Genomic DNA, 20,143 nt, shown 5'->3' on the forward strand with positions numbered 1-20,143 from the left:
GACAACAATCACAATCAAAAAATCATGATCAAAGTAGTACAGTACACACTCTTGAGTTCTCAAACCACCACCACACACCCAAACCCGAACCAGAGAAGAAACCCCAGCGGCCTGAGCGGCAGCAAGAAAGAAATTTACACTACATTGCGAATGAATGCAACCGACCTCCACAGAATCCCTACAATTCCAGTACCTCTACGGCGTGTCGAAATCCACTATTTGGGAATCTACTTGCGCGAAAATTGCTCATGATTTAACGAAAATTCGTGTTTTTGGGCGTGTCAACAGGGTTTTTGGAGCGAAATGCATGATTCCAGGACTATGCAAACGCGATTTCATGCATGAAAAACGATATTTCGAGCAAGATTCTTCAGAAACTTGCACTCAAAACCATATTTCGTGACTTATTACATGAGCCCAGCAGTAAAGAGATGGCTCAGAACGGTAGAGCTCTCTATGTAGCGATACTGAGAAATCAAAAACAAGAAAACAGAAGTACAGCAAGCGTGAAGTAACGAATACCGAGAAGCTCCACTTATACAAAAGGCTTCAACTATGCAAAAAGCTTCAACAGCCTTCTTTCGAAGACCATTGAAGCTTTTGTTATGCAACTATTGCGCGCATCACTTCTTCAGCAATGGGGCAACCTGCTCCTCGAATGCGGTCAGTGCCGTATCGATGACGTTGTGCATGTCGTAGTACTTGTACGTACCCAGGCGACCACCGAACACAGTCTTTGGTTCAGCTGCTGCCTTTTCGGCGTACTTTGCGTACAGAGCCTTGTCCTCTTCCGTGTTGATTGGGTAGTAAGGCTCATCGTCACGCGTTGCGAAGCGCGAGTACTCTTCCCAAACCACAGTGCGGTTAGGGTTCTGCTGCTCACGACGCTCAGGGTTGAAGTTCTTGAACTCGATTGCACGCGTGTAAGGAACCTCTGCATCAGAGAAGTTCATCACTGGGCAGCCGAAGTGATCGCCCTCGTCGTAACGCACTTCCTTGAAGTCGACCGTACGCCACTTCAGATCGCCAAGATCGTAATCGAAGTAACGATCGATTGGGCCCGTGTACACCACAGGAACGCCTGCAGCCTGCAGAGCCTTCTTGTTGAATGGCTGGGACTCATCGAAGAAGTCGGTGTTCAGGCTCACGGAAATACGTGGGTCATCAATCATGCGCTCGAACCAAGCCGTGTAACCATCAACAGGCAGACCTTCCCAGGTGTCCTTGAAGTAACGGTTGTCGTAGTTGAAGCGCACTGGCAGACGCTTAATAATCGAAGCAGGCAGCTCGCTTGGATCGGTCTGCCACTGCTTTGCCGTGTAGTTCTTAATGAATGCCTCGTACAGAGGGCGGCCAATCAGCGAAATGCCCTTGTCGTTGAGGTTCTGAGGATCCTTGCCTGCGAGCTCGCCTGCCTGCTCCTCAATCAGAGCCTTTGCCTCAGCTGGCGTGTAGTGAGCACGGAAGAACTGGTTAATCGTGCCAAGGTTCGTAGGCAGTGGGTAAACCTCACCGTCGTGCGTTGCGTAGACGCGGTGCACGTAATCGGTGAACTTCGTGAAGCGGTTCACGTAATCCCACACGCGCTTGTTCGACGTATGGAACAGGTGTGCACCATACTTATGAATTTCTGCGCCAGTCTCCTCATCCATATAGGAGTAAGCGTTACCACCAATGTGGTCACGAATATCAATAATCTGCACATTCACGCCATAGTGTTCAACAGCCTGCTGTGCAACGGTTAATCCGAACAGACCGGCGCCCACGATCACGAGATCTGGGTACTGCGTCTCCTGCGCCATTGTTCGTTTCCTTTCTGGTGCGGTTCTCGTGCGGTTTAGCTGCAAAATTCCTCGAGCATTTACCGCTACTGGTTTTCAGTGTAGACCTGTGCCACGTCGCTTACAGCGGACCAGTGAAAGAACCACAGAAATCAATACAACAAATAATTCCTTCGTAAAGGTACGAAATCGGCTCAACAGAACGCAAGGAAAACTGTAAATCAACACAAAATAATCGCTCACCAGCGTGAGTAGTGGTACGGGCGGCGACAGCGAGACACTCAGCGCTTACAGAACATGCGCAAGTCTTGCTCGCGGCGCACACGGACCTTGTTCTACGATGGAATGCTGTGAATAAATCGTCTGTTTCTGTACGTCAAACCGCTTCAGCTGATCAAACTGCTCAGGCTGACCACGCACTTCCCCAGTTCTGCTTACTGATGTCTGTGTACGCGGGCAATTCTGTGACTGAGCTCAGGCGCGCTGTGGAGTCGGGCACGATTGAGCAGCAGCTGCCGCCTACGCAGGTTGTTATTGTGCGCGACGGTCCTGTTGGCGCTGATCTGCAGCAGTTCCTTGATTTACTGCCAGAAACACTGGAGCTCTGGTTCACTGGTTCGCGCGCTCCTGAACTGACGATTGTGCCGCTTGCTCAGAACGGCGGGCTCGCTCATGCTCTAAATCAGGGACTTCAGGCCTGCAAATATGACGTTGTGGCGCGTGCTGATGCCGACGATATTTCATTGCCAGATCGTTTTTCGACGATGATTCCTCACTTTGCGCCAGATCGACCACATATTGATGCGCTGGGTTCCGCTATTCAGGAGTTCACCAACGAAACGTTGGGTACCGACGCTGAGCGCGCGGGTCAGATCCGTCTGCTGCCGGCTGGCGGTAAGGAACTTGAGAAGTTTGCGCGTATGCAGTCGCCGCTGCATCATCCAAGCGTTGTGTTCCGCCGATCGAGTGTGCTGAAAGCTGGCGGGTATCCTGAGCATTCGGGCCGTTTCGAGGATTATTTGCTGTGGTCTCGCATGCTGCTGCAGCACTGTGTTATTGAGAATCTTCCGGACGTGCTCGTGCTGTATCAGGCCGACGAGAACGCTTATAAGCGCCGCGGTGGTCGCGATATGTTCCACGACGAGTGGCGTTTGCAGTGCACGTTCCGCAAGGAGCACTTCACAACGTTCGCTCAGTTCGTGCGCAATGTTGCGGTTCGTGTGGGCTACCGACTCGTGCCAACATCGTGGCGTGAGAAGGCGTATCATCTGCTCGTTCGTCTGCGCAACGGTTCCGTTGCCGACGCGAAGACCGCCGACAATTCAGGCGCAACGGCTGGTTCATCGTCGTCCGCTCAGTCGGTCGTGCGTTCCGCTTCGAGTTCTTCTGATTTCCGTGGTGCTTCGGATCAGGCACAGCAGCAAGCTGCTGCTACTCCATCGGCCAACGAAACTCGTACGGCAACTGCTCGCAAGGTAAATGAGGACGTGCAAACCTATACACAGCAAATTCCTGTGCTGCATTTGGATAAATCCATTGGTGTGGAACGCATTGATGACGATATTCCAAACTTGCCATCGCACGAACTCTGAAAAAGTACGAAATCAGTAAGTACGAACCCTGAAAAGTACGAACTCTACATAAGTACGAACTCTAAAGTAAGCACAAACTAAAAAGGCCACGACTTCTCAACAACAAGTGGTGTTCTAAAAACAATGTGGTGTGCTACATAGCAATGTTGCTTGTGGCACACCACATATCAAATACAGCAGTGAGGTCAGTCAAGTACTGACTTGACCGCAGCTTCAATCATTGGTTCATTGATGAAGATCTGCTCATTCGTTGCTGGCTTCGTATGCCAGCCTTCGTTCCAACCCTCGCGGAAGTACTTGAGCAGTGCAGCGCGGTTATCGCTGCGTGCAATCGTCAAAACCCAACGACGCACAGTCTTCAAAAGAAGCTCTACGTACTCTTCTACATAAAAATCGCGAGCGCGCAGGCGCAACATCCAGATCTTATTGCGCACTTCGTTAACGAATCGTGCACCTGGATCAGCATCGGACGAGCCGAATACCTTCGTACGATGCTCCACAACGCTATTTGGCACGTAGTAGCCAATACCACGCTTGAGCAGAGCCGAGGTGAATTCAAAGTCATCGTTCCACAAGAAGTATGCCGATTCTGGCAGCCTCTTCAAACCTGCAATGGCGCCCATATTGATCAGGCAAGAGACAAACGAGAGCGAGCGCACCTGATATGCGTTGGCAGAACCCTGCAGGAAGCGTACGCCCTTGCGCACAAACGTACGCAGACGTGGCTTATTCATCAGATGTTCGCGACCATCAATCCAAATTGCCTTGGAACCGAGCACAGTTGGCAGTACACCGTTTTCATCAACGTTGGTTTGAACTGTAGCCAGCAACTGTTCGAGTGCGGTACGCGTTGGAATGGTGTCATCATCCATAACCCAAACGTACTGAATCGTATTTGGCTTGTAATAGTGCTGCATGGCGAGCGCAATACCTGCGCAGAAACCACCGGCACCGCCATAGTTGTTGTGCAGCTGAATAACGTGTGCATGCAATGGATGTGTTTTTGCTACACGTACTGCGTGATCAGTACTGGCGTTATCGACTACGATGACGTGGTCTGGTCGCCTCGTCTGGCGTTGAATACCAGTTAAGCAATCGCGCAGCAAGCGCTCTCGGTTATAGGACACGACAATCGCAGTGACTTCAATGTGCATGACTCTGATTATGCCTTTGCGTGCAGATAGTTGGAATAACAATTACAGAATAGTTGCATGCTGTTATGCACTGCTTTAGTGCACAGCACATCCAGTGATGCGGTACAGCACTGCATCACCTTGACGATCTACTTCGTGCAAATATGGGCTCGACTTGGCATCGAATGAACTCATACCTTCGAACACTTGATGCTGCGGATCGTTTTGGACATATGGCTTACCCATATCGAGATACCAATACAGATCATGCTCATTCAACGTGGTGCACACCTGTGGATCGGTTGCAATGTTTTGCATATTCGAAGCAATATACGTATGTGGCTCATCCCACAACATATTGAGATGTGCATAATACGGTTCGCGATCACCTACTGCGAGCGCGAATCCACTACCGTTCCATGGATCGGAAACAATAACTTCGCCTTGTGGCACGTCCTGTGACAGACGCTTCAGCAGCAAATACTTATCTTCGGTCAGCATGGCATGGGTTTGATCGTTTGAAGCAAATGCTGCAGTCTGGCCAACGGCTTGTGCCATGGCATTGGCTTGTGGGCTGAACAGCACGCATACTGTAGTCACAATCAGCAGCATGGTGCGAGGTAAATGAGCCATGATCTGACGTGAACGTGGTGCTGTGTGCTCTGAAACTTGAGTCAGCATGCGGTTATGCCACCAGTTGCAGAAGGCCAGTGTGCCAATGCAGATCAGTGTGATGGCAACAATGCCCCAGGAAGCGAATGGGCGTCGCTGGTCCTTGTACCACAGTGCAGTAACGACCTTGGCCCAATCAGCATGGGTACCTGCACAAGCCATAACAATAAAGCTCAGTAATGCATAGGAGCCCAGCCACAACGTCATATTGCGACGCAGTACTGAATGCTTTCGTGGCAATGCATAGGCTGCAATAACTGCGAGCACAAGCAGCGCAACCATAATCCAGTCAACTGGCATGCGAACCGCTCGAGAATCAATAGGCGTTCCCGACAGTGCACGCCACAGTGCAGAACCTAAGGTATCGGTTGGCATTGCTTGACCACCGTTGAGGTGATCACTAATTGGCCTCGTGTTATTACGCAAGTACATATGGCAGAACACAGCAACGCCTGCTGCAAATACTGCAATAACCAGAGTGAAGAAAGCAGCTACTGCAATATGCAAGGCACGTGCACCACGGCGACGCTTGAGTTCAGCACCTGCCTTTACCAGCCACCAGATCAACAGTGGAATCATCAGCAAGATGTAGCTCATAATGACGCGGAAGTGACCTGCACTGACGGCGAGGATGCCAACGAGGATCCAAGCAATACCAGTAATGCATGGACCTGCTCCCCTATTCCAGTCACGCGTTGCCCATTGCCACGTAGCGGCAATTAGTACTGGCATCACTGTTTGTGCGGCAAACATGGAATAGAGTGTGCCCCAATCCAGCAGTAGGAATGGGAAGCCGCCGGCAACAGCAACAAGTGCTGGAGCCATAAAGTTCGTCACCATATGGTTACCGCAAATAGTGCGCACCATATAGAGCATCGAAATTGGGTACACAAGCGCTGCACAAATTAGCCAAGCACCCATTAATGCTGCAGGGGCGGTTATTGCTGGATCAATAAGTTTGCCTAATGCTGCAAATTGCTGGAATGCAATTGGATAGGTTTCGCGTACTGGTGGCAATGCATGTAACGCATCTGCATTACCTGTTTGTGCAATATATGCAACAAGGTTCGTATGGAAAATAGAGTCATAATTCTGCATGATCTGGTCAGGCGAAGGAACTGCATGAATTAATCGTCCTGAAATACTCGCGGCAGCGAGCAGCACGCCGAATACAGAAGCGGATGCAGCTAACGTGCGGCGCTGGCCTGATGGTTGAGCGCGGAAGCAAGCCCACGAGCGGTGTATGAGCAAACGAACCGCGGCAACAACAACGGCAACTACAAGCGAGCTCAAGCCATAAGCGAGCCATCCCCAACGCACGTGCAGGCGGGCGCACACCAAGCCGCTGGCCGTGGCAATAATAAACGAAATCAGTGGCGCCCAAGCGAATACCGCCAGTACATTGACGCGGCCGTGTGAGCGTTGGGTTGCACGTGCTGCTCCGGCAAGCCAAGCAATTAGAGCACCTGGCACATATAGAGCCGCCACCATAGCCACAATTGGCCACAGTACCGATTCCCACGAAGCGAGCTGCATGCGAAATCCTTTCCAACACTGCAAAAATATCTGGGTTGAACGAGCCCGTTCCCCTGCCACAACACTGTAAATGAAATACTCACAATGCGGTAGGAATTGCGGTCTTATGGCTCAACAGTCATTCATTTAGATTACATTTATTTGTTGATTCTCAGTGATGTACGTGGGTATATCTTGTGCAAATTCGTGCAGAGATCACGCCAGCGCATCGCGTAGGTGAGTACAACGAACAAGACGAGGAGCAATTCATCATGGTTGATACCGATAGGTTTCAGTTCCCACCAATAGACGATGATGCTCCGCAGACTCCGCAAAGTAATTCAGCGGGAACAGTAGATATGGTCAATAGCCAAACTGCTGATAACGCAAAGAGTGACTCGGTCAATATGTCAGCCGATACGTCGGTTGAAACTTCTACCAATACCTCAGATAACACTTCAACTACTGCTTCATCTAACCAAGCAGCTCATAAAATTGCAGAAGAGAAACACTCCGGACATCGCATGCAAAATAATCATGGAGCTCATCAGGGCAAGAAAAAATATTTCCACATTGCAACACCGGAATGGTGGACTAAGTTTAAAGAGTCGAAGTTCTACAGCATCTGGGAAAAGCGTATTAAATTCTCATATGGCGCTTATGCTGTGGTGTTCTTCCTTGTGCTGTCGCAGATGGATGCATTGCAGCAGTGGGGTACGGCGCTTGACCAATCTTACGATCCTCACTCGGATTTGTCGCTCTGGCAGCAAATTTTCGAATCAACCTATACTTATCTATCTTCAGTTGCAGGATGGCTGAATGGCTTTGCACTGGCACTGATTTATTTAGTGCTGCTGTTCATCATTAACCGATTCTGGATTGCAACTGGCGTTTTCGTTACGTTGATGACGGTATTTGGCATCGCCAATAAAATTAAAATCAGCCTTCGTAATGAGCCAATTATTCCGTCCGACTTTATGTTCCTCTCTGGTGGACAGGGCGAGAGCATTACTTCATTTATTTCTGGCGATCTTGAAGCACTTGTTCATGCTGCAGTAGCGTATGTTATCTGGTTCTTCATTATTTGCATTGCTCTGCAGTTCATTGATAAGCGCCGTGCATTTATTTACTGCTCATGGCGCCATCCATTGCGTAATGTCAAGAACATCGTAGGAACAGCTTCGCGCATTCTTGCCGCAATTCTGAGCGTTGTATTCTTGCTCAATTACTCTTTCGGCGTTGCCAATACTGAATCTGGTACATATGAGTTCCTGACTGAGAACTTTGGTTACGCGCCAAAGCCTTGGAATACGTACGAGGATGCTCAGGCCAATGGCACTATCACTACATTCTTGAGCCTGACCAAGATTCGTGCCATGGAAAAGCCTAACCAGTACAACAAGCAGGCGATGCAGGCCATAGCCAAGAAGTACCAGCAGCAGGCTGATCAAATTAATGCAGAACGTTCTACGAAGCTCACGGATAATACAGTTATCGCAGTGCTTTCGGAATCGTTCTCTGACCCAACGCGAGTGCCTGGCATCTCGTTCTCCGAAGATCCAATACCATTCATTCGTGATCTGAAGAACAACACCACGAGCGGTCTGATGCTCTCGAGCGGCTACGGTGGCGGTACCGCAAATCTCGAGTTCCAGGAGCTTTCTGGCTTGAGCATGGCTCTGTTCGATCCAAGCTTGCTTTCGCCTTATCAGCAGCTGATTCCTAAACTACCTGGACTGTATACGTTCAACCAGGCATGGAACCAAGCTTGCGGTAGCAAGGATTGCTCGGTGGCATTCCATCCATACCAGAAGAACTTCTATCTGCGTGATTCGAACTATAAGAAGTTTGGCTTCTCTAAGTTCGAAACGCTTGATACTGATCCTGCAGTAACGCATCAGGACAAGCTCGAGAAGAGCATCTATGTCAGTGATGCCGCTGCCTATGCCAATGTGCTTGATGAAGTGCGTTCGAACGATCGTAACCAGTTCGTCCAGCTCATTACGATGCAGAATCACACGCCTTATACCACGCAATATGATCCAGGTACCAATCAGTTCGTCGGTGCTAATACTTCACCAGATCTGGATGAGCATGAGCGTAAGGCCATTAGCGCCTATGCCAAGGGCCTGAACTATACCGATCAGGAAACGCAACAGTTCCTGTCACAACTTGATGCTGTTGATAAGCCAATTACGGTTATCTTCTATGGCGACCACCTGCCTGGCCTGTATAGCACAGCTCATAAGGATCCAAACAACGAGCTTGCACTGCATGAAACCGATTACTTCATTTGGTCGAATGCAAAGTCGCGCGAGCTCAATCCACATCTCAACGATCAAATGAATCAGTACTCTGCGTCGAACTACTTCCTGGCGCAGTCGGCTACGCATTTGAACGCTAAGGTTTCTCCATATTTGGCGCTGCTCACGCAAACGCATGAGGCAATTCCTGCAATGGCTCGAATCACGCCAACCAATGGCACTTGGGCTCCGGGTGACACCGTGACCGTTGTTGATCATGAAGGCAAGCTGATTCCAGAAAACCAGTTGAATGATCATGCTAAGGAGCTCTTGCACGACTACATGCTGATTCAATACGACATGACCGTTGGCGACCACTATCTTGACGATATGAAGTTCACGGCAATGCCACAGTAATCGCCAAATGAATTTGGTTTACTGATCAGTGGCCACAACAGCACGGCTGCTTCTTGAGAAGCTTCTCTGGAGCAACAAACCGTACTGTTGTGGCCACTTGCTTTTGTGCGCTAACCGTGCAGTTTGCTTTTCTGACATCATTGCTGCGACATATACTGCAACCATGCCGAAAGCAAAGCACTCAGCGCAGCATCAGGCTGTTGCTCATCAGAATGTTTCTTCACCAGACCCTTCATACGAGGTCGTTAACCGCGTAGTCTTCCCTATTCGCGACGAAGACTTGACGATGCCGCTGTATTGCATCGAATGGACGCGTCCGCATCTGACCGATGCTGTTATGGATGCTCGCATTAATATGCAGTCCGTTGATTTTGCCCATATGAACAGCACACAGCTGCAGCATCTCATTGATGAGAGCGTTTCCTCACGTGATGCTCGTTCATCGAGCGATGTGTTCCATGTCGACAGCCGTACGGCTCTGACCGTTCACGCTGGCAAGCACGTTTCGCTGTGCACGTTCTTTAACGCATTCCCTGCTGGTTACTGGCGTCGTTGGACGCGCATCAGCAGCGTTCGTTTCACGGCTCAAGTGCAAGGTCAGGGTGCGCTGACGCTGTTCCGTTCAACGGGTCGCGGCCTCTTCTCCCCTGTTGAGACCGTTCCAGTCGACAGCGCTACGCCAACTACAGTCACTGTTGATTTCGATATGCACGGTCTTATGGACGGCGGCTACTTCTGGTTCGACGCCAAGGCCAGCGACGACTCCTCGCTGCAGGTGCAGGACGCCGCTTGGAGCGTTCCACTCGCTGAACGTCGTGTGAAGGAGCAGACTACTCTTTCGATCGCTATCACTACGTTCAACCGTGCTCCTTACTGCATGAATCAGCTGAAGACTATTTCTGCTGAACCACCACTGCGAGCTCGTCTCGACACTATCTATTGCACGGACCAAGGCACGGACCTCGTTCAGAATCAGCCTGATTTTGATGCCGTAGCTAAGGAACTGGGTGATCAACTCACTTATATTCGTCAAGGCAATATGGGCGGCTCTGGCGGCTTCTCTCGTGGTATGTACGAGACGCTGAAGGCTGGCAAGAGCTCTTACACGCTGCTGCTTGATGATGATGCTATTAGTGAGCCAGAAGCAATTCTGCGTGCTGTGCAGTTTGCTGATTACTGCGTGAAGCCAACGATTGTGGGCGGCGGCATGCTGCACCTCGATAACCGTACGGTGCTGTATACGCAGGGTGAGCGTTTCACGCGTCATAACATTTGGATGGCACCTTCGGGCGGCTTGGCATATAACCACGATTTCGCAGTATTCCCATTGCGTGATTCACCAGAACGCCATCGTCGCATTGATTCCGACTTCAATGGTTGGTGGATGTGCCTGATTCCTACGGCTATTATGCAGGAAATTGGCTTGAGCCTGCCAATCTTCATTAAGTTCGACGATACCGAGTACTGCCTGCGCGCTTTGGAGCACGGTTATCACACCGTGTGCCTGCCAGGTGTGGCTGTATGGCATCAGGCATGGCACGATAAGGATCCTTCTCGTACGTGGGAAGAGTACTTCTTCCAGCGTAACCGTTGGATCTGCGCTTTGCTGCATTCGCCAAAGCCAAGCTTGCGCTTCATGTACGAGATGCTGTACGGCGATGTCAATGTTGGCCTGAAGTTCGTGTACTCAGCATTCAAGCTGCGCCACATGGGATTGCGCGATATTATGCGTGGCCCACAGTATATTGTCGATTCCATGCCGGGCAAGCTGGCCGAGGTTCGTAAGGCTCGTGAAGGCTTTGCTGATACGACGATGTACACCGATCGCAATGAGTTGCCAGCACCAAAGCGCGAATATGTTGCACAGCAGACGCCGCAGAGTCCTGCAGTGATTAAGAAGCAGGGTTTGAAGGCTATTGCCAAGGCATTAATTTCTCGCGGTGATGGCACGCACGATACTGAGCCGGATATTGCTATTGATGCTAAGGACGCTATTTGGCGTGCATTCACTGGCATTAACTCGGCTATTGTGACGTCACCTGATGGCTCGAGCATTGCTTGGTGCCGCCGCGATAGCAAGGAATTCCGTAAGCAAGTCAAGCGCGGTTTGCTGCTGTCGAGTGAGCTGCTCAAGCGTTGGGAACACCTGTCCGAGCAGTACCGCAGCTACAACATGGCTGGCGTAGATGTGTGGAAGCGCATTTTTGAAGGCCAGTGAGTACATTGATGCGCTGCGATTGGATCATCCCTCAGCAAGCACAACAGTATGTGTGCAGCTGATGTGATGTAGACCAACGAACAACAACGAAATAAGGCTGATGACAGTAATGTCATCAGCCTTATTTTTTGCGTGCTATGAGTTGGACGTTAGGTAATGCTGATCAGTACGCTATGTGGCACAGATACTGCAGCATGTAATCCACTCACATACCCATCAGACCAGTAGTACGGTTCAGGAATGCACCCATATCTTGACGATTCACCGTAGCCGTTGGCTGATAGGAGCCGTCCGAGAATCCGTGGGCAATACCCACCGATGCACACCACCAAATTTCCTTAGCGTGTGGTGTTGATTCGTTGACATCCTTGAAGCGCACCTTATCTTGTGCCGATGGTTCGTACTTTGGTGAACCAGCAAGGCGGTACAGGAAGGCTGCCATATCCTGACGAATAATTGCCGATGATGGCAGGAACTTGCCATCTGCATAGCCTGTGGTAATGCCCTTTGCGGCAAGCCACCAAATTTCATTGGCAAATGGCGTGCTGCCATTGACATCAGTGAAGCGATTACGCTGAGCATTCGTTGGCGTGAAGTTAGGCGAACGCAGCGATCGGTACATGAATGCAGCCATATCCTGACGAATCACATTGCTCGTTCCGCGATACGACTTGTCTGGGTAACCCTTCGTAATGCCCTTCTTCACGATCCATTCAATATCGTAGAAATGAGGCGTTGTACGCGAGTTCACATCGCTGAACAGTAAGCGATCAAATGCGCTTGCATCAACTGGGCCGTTAATACCCCACACCGTGCCGATATCGGTGTACTGCCATCCGCGAGCGCCGTTGTATGACGTTCTCGAGAAGTCGTAGTCGAAGTTCCTATTGTATTGTGCAACCCATCCGGCTTTGCTCCTAATCGTAGGATCATTGAGCGCGGTTTCCAGGTATGACTTGTAGCTATATACCTGCACATTCGTGTAGCCGCGGGCTGCCATCGTATCGAAGAACGTATCAACAATTGGCTTGTATTGACGCGGTGTTGATGGGCACGTGTGTCCCGTCCACTCCCAACGCTCTAAGTCGTAGAAAATTGGCAGCATGTTGTCGTTCACGCCATATCGCTGCAACATATTTGCTAATGAATTAGCTTCATTCCTTGCAAAGTTGGCATCGTATGCGTAGCTGTACAGATATACGCCGTATGGCATGCCAATGCTGCGAACGCCTTTAAGATTCTCAATAAATCGTTTATCGAGATTGTTGCTGCCATAACCAATACGCAGAATGGCGCCGTCTACACCAGAACGTGCAACATTGTTCCAATTGATGTAGCTCTGATGTTCAGAAACATCGATAACCTTCATGGCATCATTGGAGAACACGGTGCCATTAACCATGCGCACTACACGACGACCATTTTGGTCCTCCCAATTTGGACGATCTGTAAATGCACGTGATGTTGCATCCTCGCTTCGCGTCGATTCCGCATCATCCTCGGTAGGACCACTCCACATATGTGTTGGGTTAGGTGGCGTATCAGCATCAACTGGAACAGCAACCTGTGATTGATCACTGGTTTCTTCAGCAATTGCTTGAGGTACGTTCACCGCAGTCAGCATGGTCAAAGCCAATGCTGAGGCTAGCACCTTTCCTGCACGCAATGCCCATGCATGTGCAGAACTGTGCAAAGCACGTGTAGTGTTCGTCATTTGAGTCCCATCTTTTTGATGATTGTGCTATCTCACTCAACGAGTAAAGAGGGACTCATCGTATCAATATCCATTTCGTGCAGCTATGCTGCTACGAATTTCATTACGATATTTATACCAGTTGCCAAAGTAGACGAAGGTTAGTTCAGGCATTGGAAATAGTAAGCTGCCCATAAGTATTGGAGTCTCCAACGCTTATGGGCAGCTTCTGTATTATGCTCACCGCGGTACTGCTCTGGTGACACCATCCAGTATGATCTGCCCGCATTTGTACTCAATGCAAGCAAATAGCGATGATGACCAGATATTACTAGCGTTCAGCAGTACGATGCAGGAATGCAGCCATATCCTGACGAATAACCGTATTCATTGGACGGAACGTACCATCCCTAAACCCTGTAGTAATCCTGTTTGCTACAAGCCACCATATTTCCTTTGCATGTGGCGTCTGCTCATTAACATCACGGAATCGCTGCTTATCTGGTTCTGATGGAACATACTGAGGAGAACCAGCAGCACGGTAGAGGAATGCAGCCATATCCTGACGAATAACCGTATCCGTTGGACGGAACGTACCATCACCGAAGCCTGTGGTGATTTTGTTTGCTGCAAGCCACCATATTTCCTTTGCATGTGGCGTCTCTTCATTAACATCACTAAATCGCTGCTTATCTTCTTCAGTTGGAACATAATCCGGAGAACCAGCAACGCGATAGAGGAATGCAGCCATATCTTGGCGAACTATGCTCAATTCGCCGCCAAATGAGCCATCATCGAAACCGTTGATAATATGCTTCTTCTTAGCCCAATCGATGTCGTAGAAATGAGGCGTTGTACGTGAATTCACATCAGTGAAAATCATACGGTCGAATGCGCTTACATCTACTGAGCCGTTAATACCCCACACTGAGCCCGTCGAAGTGTACTGCCATCCATGAGCACCGTTATATTCTGTTGCTGAAAAATCGTATGCTAAAACCGAATCGTAATGAGCAATCCAACCAGCACGATTTTTAATCGAAGGATCATTTAACCGAGTATCAAAATAGTCGGTATAGCTATACACCTGCACATTCGGATACCCACGAGCCTCCATAGTTTCAGTAAAAGCATTAACAATAGCTACATACTCTTCTGTTGTAGTTGGAGCAGGGAAATCTGGCCATTTATACTCTTCTAAATCGTAATAAATTGGCAGCAAATTGTCAGTGACGCCATACTCCTGCAACATATTGGCTAATGACTCAGCCTCATTTTTGGCGAATTCTGCATCATATGCATAGCTGTAGTGATATATGCCATAAGGAAGGTTAACGCTACGCACGCCTTCCAAATTCAACACGAAGCAGTAATCAAGATTGTCAACGCCAAAGCCGATGCGCAGAATAGCGCCATCTACATCAGAGTTCTTGACTTTGTTCCAGTCGATTATTTGTTGATGCTCAGAAACATCAATAATCTTCATAGCATCATTCGAGAAGATTTCGCCATTGCCCATACGCACTGTGCGATAGCCATCTTCCCAGTCTGGTCGATTAGCAGATTCAGGTACTGCAGCATCGTCACTATTCGTAAGCTGTGCAGTTTCTTCGACAGCACCACGCTCCCACATATGCTTTGGATTTGGTGGGGCATTATCTCTGTCAACAGTCGCTGATCTTGGTTTTTTACATCTCTCAACGGGATCTAGCTCGCCATCCGCGGAGAATGCTTGTGGAATACATAAGGTTGCTAGCATAGCGAACGCTAGCAATGGAGTAAGCGTTAAAACGAATACCTTTGCTATACATGAACCCCCTCTATGAGCAAAGGCACGTATCCGCTCAAAGTTAACCATTCAAACCCCTCTTCATTTGTTGATAGTGCTCTACTATTTTCCAAACAAAGGGGGGTTTGTTATATCAAAATCCATATAGTGAGGAAACGTTATTACGGATCTCATCACGATACTTATATCGCATCTGAAGATCCGCAAAACCAGGGCCTGGTTCTGGCACGCTTTGAGCACCAATGGCAATTGGAGTCCATCGAGATCCCATGCGCAGCACAGCATTATGTTTCACGTCATAATAGCCAGGCTTTACCACAACATAGGAGCCGCTAGCGCCTGCTGCTGCGGCAAGAAGATGAGGATGATACCTCGTAGAGAACCAGCGCTGACCAGCTCGCGCAGGGAAACCATCTTCGAGGAGCAGCTGCATTGGGAACAGCACCGGCTGCCATCCGGCTTCTTGAACAGCTGCTAGGACTGGGCCCACCTCATATGGCACGCATTCCACAACACCAACGCGTGTATTTGGCTCCACTTGCCATGCACGCAGCGTGTGCACCATGGTTTCAATAACTTGCTGTGGATTTTCAGTCAGATCATGCTGCACGCAGACCATTACATCTGGCAAATCGGCCGACTGGTTATACACACCATCAAGACCATTCACGAAGCAATCATCCGGAGCCAGCTTGGCCTTAGTATGTTGTGGATCAAGTGCATCAAGGCTTGATGCATCTCGGCACGAGAATGCATGTACAGCATCAAGAACTTGACTCAAGAATGCTGAATCTTTCTCATGCACTGGCATAAGGCCCGTACCAGAAACAACTGCTGGAATACCGTGTTGTTCTGCCCATAAAGGAGCAGCCAAGCGAGCCAAATTTGCTGGCCACATGCTGTTGAGGAAGCCACCACCAATAACATGCATGCCACGAACTTGGCGCTGAATCAGACGAATACCCGCTGCAACGCGAGCTGCGTTACCCTCATTATCTAAAGAATCTAAAATGTGCTGCGCAATAGGGCCCACTGGTTCCTGTGGCAGATCAGGCGATTTATCAACATGCACATTTTCCACGCTTAAGCGCGCAACGGTATTCACCACAGTGACATGTGGATGCTCGTTATAGAGCAATGCAGCAGCAGATCCAGCATTCATGCAATCCATAATGACTGGCACTTCTGGATGCAATTGAGCGAGATATCGCAACCATTCTCGAGCAATAAGCTCGTCACCATAATTTGGGAATCCAGCCTCAGCAATTAAATAATAGGCTTTTGCATCACGCTGCTGTCGTTCAAGTGAATCAACAAGACGACGAGTACTGCGCAAATTTTCAACAAGTTCATTATTGCTGCGCTGCAACTCTTGCATGCGATTTCGTAAATCTGCAATCTGACCATATACTGCGCGCCTCGTTGCGGGCATACGATCACCGAGAACTTTGCGAACGTCCATCGCGTTTGTCCTTCCACTCACTCAGCACCATCTATCGTATCGAGTGACTCGATATTAGTACAAATTCGTAAGTAAACAAGCATCCCCGGTAGCAGACGCTGCCGAGGATGCACAACTCACCAATTGCTGTTTAGTTCTTCAGCTGGTTCTTACGATGCATGCGATAAATCAAGAACAGCGCCAGTGCGAAGCCCACGCAGGCAACACCCAAATCGATATACAGCGTGTGCTGGAAACCCTCTGCATATGCATCAGCCTTCGAAACACCAGCATGCATTAAACGCAACGAATCAGACGACAGCATACCGACGAACAATGCCGAAGCAATAGAAGTTACGACCTGCACGAACGTCGAATGAATCGATGCTGCATGCGAACCCAGCTTTGGTGGCACAATCTGCAGAATACGAGACTTCATTGGTGCAAACACAAAGCCAACGCCGAAGTAGGTAACAGCGCAGCAGATCAGGAACACTGGAACACTACGAATTGGTGCAGCAAATACCAAACCAATCAAGCCAGCAATAATGCACAGCAAGCCGCCAGGAACCAGTGGCCAAATACCAAACTTGTCTTCAATATGACCAGCCAAGAATGACGAACCTGCATACATCAGAATTGGCACAACCAAGCAGCAACCTGCAATAAATGGCGTGAATCCTGCTGTACCTTCCAGATACAGAGGAGCAAGCAGGCTCATGAACAGTGAGCTCATAAAGCCGATCAAAGAAACTGCTTCACCCATATCAAATTCTGCATGCTTCAATGGCTCAATATGCAGTAATGGATGTGCAATGTGCAGCTGACGATAGAAGAAGAAGGCTAATACAGCAGTACCAATGGCCATGAAAATAACGCCAGGCCACACAGTCTTCGTCACAATGTTAAGGCCATGCATGAAGGCAAACAGACCAAGGAAACCGCTGATCACACTCAGTGCATCAATAGGTCGGTTCGCACGTTGTTCGATGTCATACAGTGTGAATGGTCCAATAACAATCAGAAGAATAGATAAAACCAGTGGAACTAAGAACATACTGCGCAAGCTGACGTACGTAATCAGCACACCGGTAATAATTGGGGAAATGGCGAGACCCACGCCAATAATGCCGCTATTAATAGCGAGCAGCGTGGCCTTTTTGCCGGCAGGAGCGATGAGCAAGATTGCGGCCGAAACGACTGGGAAGAACAGACCAGTCGTGAGTGCCTGCAGAAAACGTGCGGCCAGCAGTAAGCCGAAATTGACGGCAAACAAACCGAGCAGCGAACCCACTGCCGAAATAATAAAGCCGGCCATCATAACGCGGCGCAAACCGAAACGGGCAAGAATTGCGGCGCCAGACATAATAACGGTGCCAGCAATAATGGAGAAGCCGAGCACAGTCCAGTTAGCATCAGCAAGTTCCACGTGGAACTGTTCAGCCGTAGCATCAAGTGCGATATTCATCATCGACTGATCAATACTGGCCAACGTATTGGCGAGCAGCAAGACAATTAATAAAACAGTTGATGAGCGACGAGTGCGCGAGCTTTTCGTCGCCACTGTACTTGATGTCTGTGCCATTCAGCCTCCCAGCATTCAAAATAACCTCGTTGCATCGTATAGTCCGAATGCTGGGGAAAAGCTGAATTCATGCGGTCAGCTATATCTGACAAGCTACCTAACTAGCAAGTTGTCTAACGCTTCCCTACTACTTCGATACTGTTGTGTTCCTACTGAGCAGGTGACGCACGCCATGCTCAGCCAAATTGGTCAGCGTGCTTAAACCGTATGCAGCTACTGGCAGCAGCAAAATAAAGAATGGCAAGGCGTACACGCTTTTTGCTTCCCACAGCACATAGCACAGGAATCCGCCAATAAAGCCGGCGCTCAACGTGGTCGTTATAAAAATATCGTTGACAATGAGCTGCGTTACTTGCTGCTGCATTGATTGCTGTTGCGTTACTTGCTGCTGCTCGTGGTCGAGCGAGTCGAATGAGTCAAGTGAGCTGAACGAACGATGTGATGAACGGCGCAGCAAGCGGTACACAAGTGCAATAACGCCAATAAAGGCAGCAACATATACCAAGCTTTGGAAGGCATTAAGATACGCAAACATCGGCGAACCAGCGCGAGTTTGTACTAAGCCCGCAACACTACCCGTTAAATCTGAGGCAGAATGGCCAAGCCCTGAATAATAGAACGACTCAAATGTTGGATCAGACCATTCACTCATTAATTTGAGATTAAAGAATTCCAAGGCCTCGTGCGGATTTGCTTTCATCTGGCCTACACGCGTTGTAAGCCACTGCTGAATCAACTCCTGCTGCTTGGCATAGTCACCATGCGCGGCATCAGAAGTGTGCAGCGCCAGACCAGTCCACCAGCCAGCACGGTCTGGATACTTTGGATTGACTTGCAGACCCAACATAATCCACGAGCTCATTGGCATACCCTTGCCATAGGTATAACCCGTAACTCGTTCTACATAGGCCAATGGCAGCAGCGACGAAAGCTTATATGCTACAGCACCAAAGCCAAGCGAAACCGGAATCTGCCAATAACGCGTGCTGACCAGAGCAGCCAAAATAATGGCAATGCATGCGGCGAACAGCACAATAACGTATGTGGACTTAAACATCAGGCCCATAGCGCAGATAATGAAGCCTACACACATCAGGCCAGCCGAGCCCCAAGCCTGATGGACGCTCAACGAGCGCAGAATAACGCAAATACCAGCCAGTACAAGTGCAAAGCCGACCATATTCGTATAGACGAATGCACTAATGCATACCAGTGGGAAGAATCCAACAATCAGCAGCGTCAGTGTGGCAGTTGCCTTGCTGCCTTGCACAAACTGGCTCGTCAAATACCACAGGCAAGCCACGAGCAGTACGCCAAATACAGCATTGGCAAATTGAATACCGAGTACATTATTGGCGCCAAAAATGCGGAATATCAACATGAACCACAGAGCTGGACCGCTTTGGAATGGGTAATGATGCAAATAACGATTTGAGCTTGGCACACCGTTACGGCAATAGGTCATCGGATCTTTACGCGTGCACGCATCAGGAGCGAACCACAAGGCTTGCTCGTGACTTGATGGGTTATCAACTACATGATTCAAACCATCAGCAACAGCCATCAGGCTACGCGAATCGTTATAGCCATAGTCAGTCGAGCTCAGCGACACAATCCAAATCATCTGAGCCACAAAAACGTAGATCAGCAAGGCCGCGCACACAATGCGTCTTGGAGCTCGGCGCAATAGCGGCGTCACTGCAATCGCAAGCAGTGCGAGTCCAAGCACGCCAAGAATAAAAGCAAAGGTTGGCACGGCTTGGTGAATCGTGAATCGTTCCGAAAAACCAATGAATTGCATCGTGCTACCAAAAGAAATCCACACCAGAAAACCAGTGAGTATAAATTGAATAGCTAATGCAATTATGAGCAAAACTCTCGGGAGCTTTGAATTCCACCAATGCAAAACAGTTGCTGTTTGCTTCGATGAAATTGCCATAGATGGTCCTTCTCTCAATGGATAGCTCCTGGTTGTAAGCACATTGCCCAATGCATATTGCTCAGTGCAAATTGCGCAATGTATATTGCTCAATGCAAATCGTGAATTGCTCATTGCTAATTACT

Annotated in this window: 12 protein-coding genes; 4 read left to right on the forward strand and 8 right to left on the reverse strand. The window is 49.2% G+C overall.

The features are described 5' to 3' along the window. Positions 1-252 (forward strand): hypothetical protein (locus D2E26_RS07525; protein ID WP_206432091.1); only part of this gene is annotated, 252 nt, incomplete at its 5' end. A gap of 371 nt (positions 253-623) precedes the next feature. On the opposite strand, the gene glf is transcribed toward D2E26_RS07525, so the two are convergent. Continuing rightward, entirely contained in the window at positions 624-1,802 is a 1,179-nt protein-coding gene (glf, locus tag D2E26_RS07045; RefSeq protein WP_125964056.1) for a UDP-galactopyranose mutase, read from the reverse strand. 329 nt (positions 1,803-2,131) lie between these two features. Here glf and D2E26_RS07050 point away from each other — a divergent pair, with 329 nt between their 5' ends. Next, entirely contained in the window at positions 2,132-3,373 is a 1,242-nt protein-coding gene (locus tag D2E26_RS07050) for a glycosyltransferase (protein ID WP_338142130.1), read from the forward strand. A 185-nt stretch (positions 3,374-3,558) separates the two neighbouring features. Here the strand turns inward: D2E26_RS07050 and D2E26_RS07055 are convergent, their stop codons facing one another. Further along, complete coding sequence (locus tag D2E26_RS07055; RefSeq protein ID WP_125964058.1) at positions 3,559-4,527, reverse strand: glycosyltransferase; 969 nt, start codon at positions 4,525-4,527, stop codon at positions 3,559-3,561. A 75-nt stretch (positions 4,528-4,602) separates the two neighbouring features. Then, entirely contained in the window at positions 4,603-6,714 is a 2,112-nt protein-coding gene (locus D2E26_RS07060; RefSeq protein ID WP_125964060.1) for a DUF6541 family protein, read from the reverse strand. 176 nt (positions 6,715-6,890) lie between these two features. Here D2E26_RS07060 and D2E26_RS07065 point away from each other — a divergent pair, with 176 nt between their 5' ends. Together D2E26_RS07065 and D2E26_RS07070 are read left to right on the forward strand one after the other, a co-directional pair. Continuing rightward, positions 6,891-9,353: an LTA synthase family protein gene (locus tag D2E26_RS07065; RefSeq protein WP_241218916.1), complete on the forward strand. Its 2,463-nt coding sequence runs from the start codon at positions 6,891-6,893 to the stop codon at positions 9,351-9,353. Positions 9,354-9,516: 163 nt separating this feature from the next. After that, positions 9,517-11,571 carry a glycosyltransferase gene (locus D2E26_RS07070; RefSeq protein WP_125964062.1) on the forward strand — a complete coding sequence of 685 codons (2,055 nt, stop codon included), beginning with the start codon at positions 9,517-9,519 and terminating at the stop codon, positions 11,569-11,571. A gap of 205 nt (positions 11,572-11,776) precedes the next feature. Here D2E26_RS07070 and D2E26_RS07075 read toward each other — a convergent pair whose 3' ends face one another. From D2E26_RS07075 to D2E26_RS07095, 5 genes are all read right to left on the reverse strand, one after another. Further along, complete coding sequence (locus D2E26_RS07075) at positions 11,777-13,285, reverse strand: S-layer homology domain-containing protein (RefSeq protein WP_125964064.1); 1,509 nt, start codon at positions 13,283-13,285, stop codon at positions 11,777-11,779. Between the two features lie 310 nt (positions 13,286-13,595). Beyond that, positions 13,596-14,897, reverse strand: a complete 1,302-nt coding sequence (locus tag D2E26_RS07080) for a GH25 family lysozyme (RefSeq protein WP_164515909.1) — start codon at positions 14,895-14,897, stop codon at positions 13,596-13,598. Between the two features lie 289 nt (positions 14,898-15,186). Beyond that, positions 15,187-16,515: a polysaccharide pyruvyl transferase family protein gene (locus D2E26_RS07085; RefSeq protein ID WP_125964068.1), complete on the reverse strand. Its 1,329-nt coding sequence runs from the start codon at positions 16,513-16,515 to the stop codon at positions 15,187-15,189. A 130-nt stretch (positions 16,516-16,645) separates the two neighbouring features. After that, the gene (locus tag D2E26_RS07090) at positions 16,646-18,079 is read right to left on the reverse strand and encodes an MFS transporter (RefSeq protein ID WP_125964070.1); all 1,434 of its coding nucleotides are present in this window, start codon (positions 18,077-18,079) and stop codon (positions 16,646-16,648) included. A 127-nt stretch (positions 18,080-18,206) separates the two neighbouring features. Next, positions 18,207-19,880 carry a hypothetical protein gene (locus D2E26_RS07095; protein ID WP_125964072.1) on the reverse strand — a complete coding sequence of 558 codons (1,674 nt, stop codon included), beginning with the start codon at positions 19,878-19,880 and terminating at the stop codon, positions 18,207-18,209. Positions 19,881-20,143 lie beyond the last annotated feature (263 nt).

The sequence above is a fragment of the Bifidobacterium dolichotidis genome, assembly GCF_003951975.1.
GTDB classification, from domain to species: domain Bacteria; phylum Actinomycetota; class Actinomycetes; order Actinomycetales; family Bifidobacteriaceae; genus Bifidobacterium; species Bifidobacterium dolichotidis.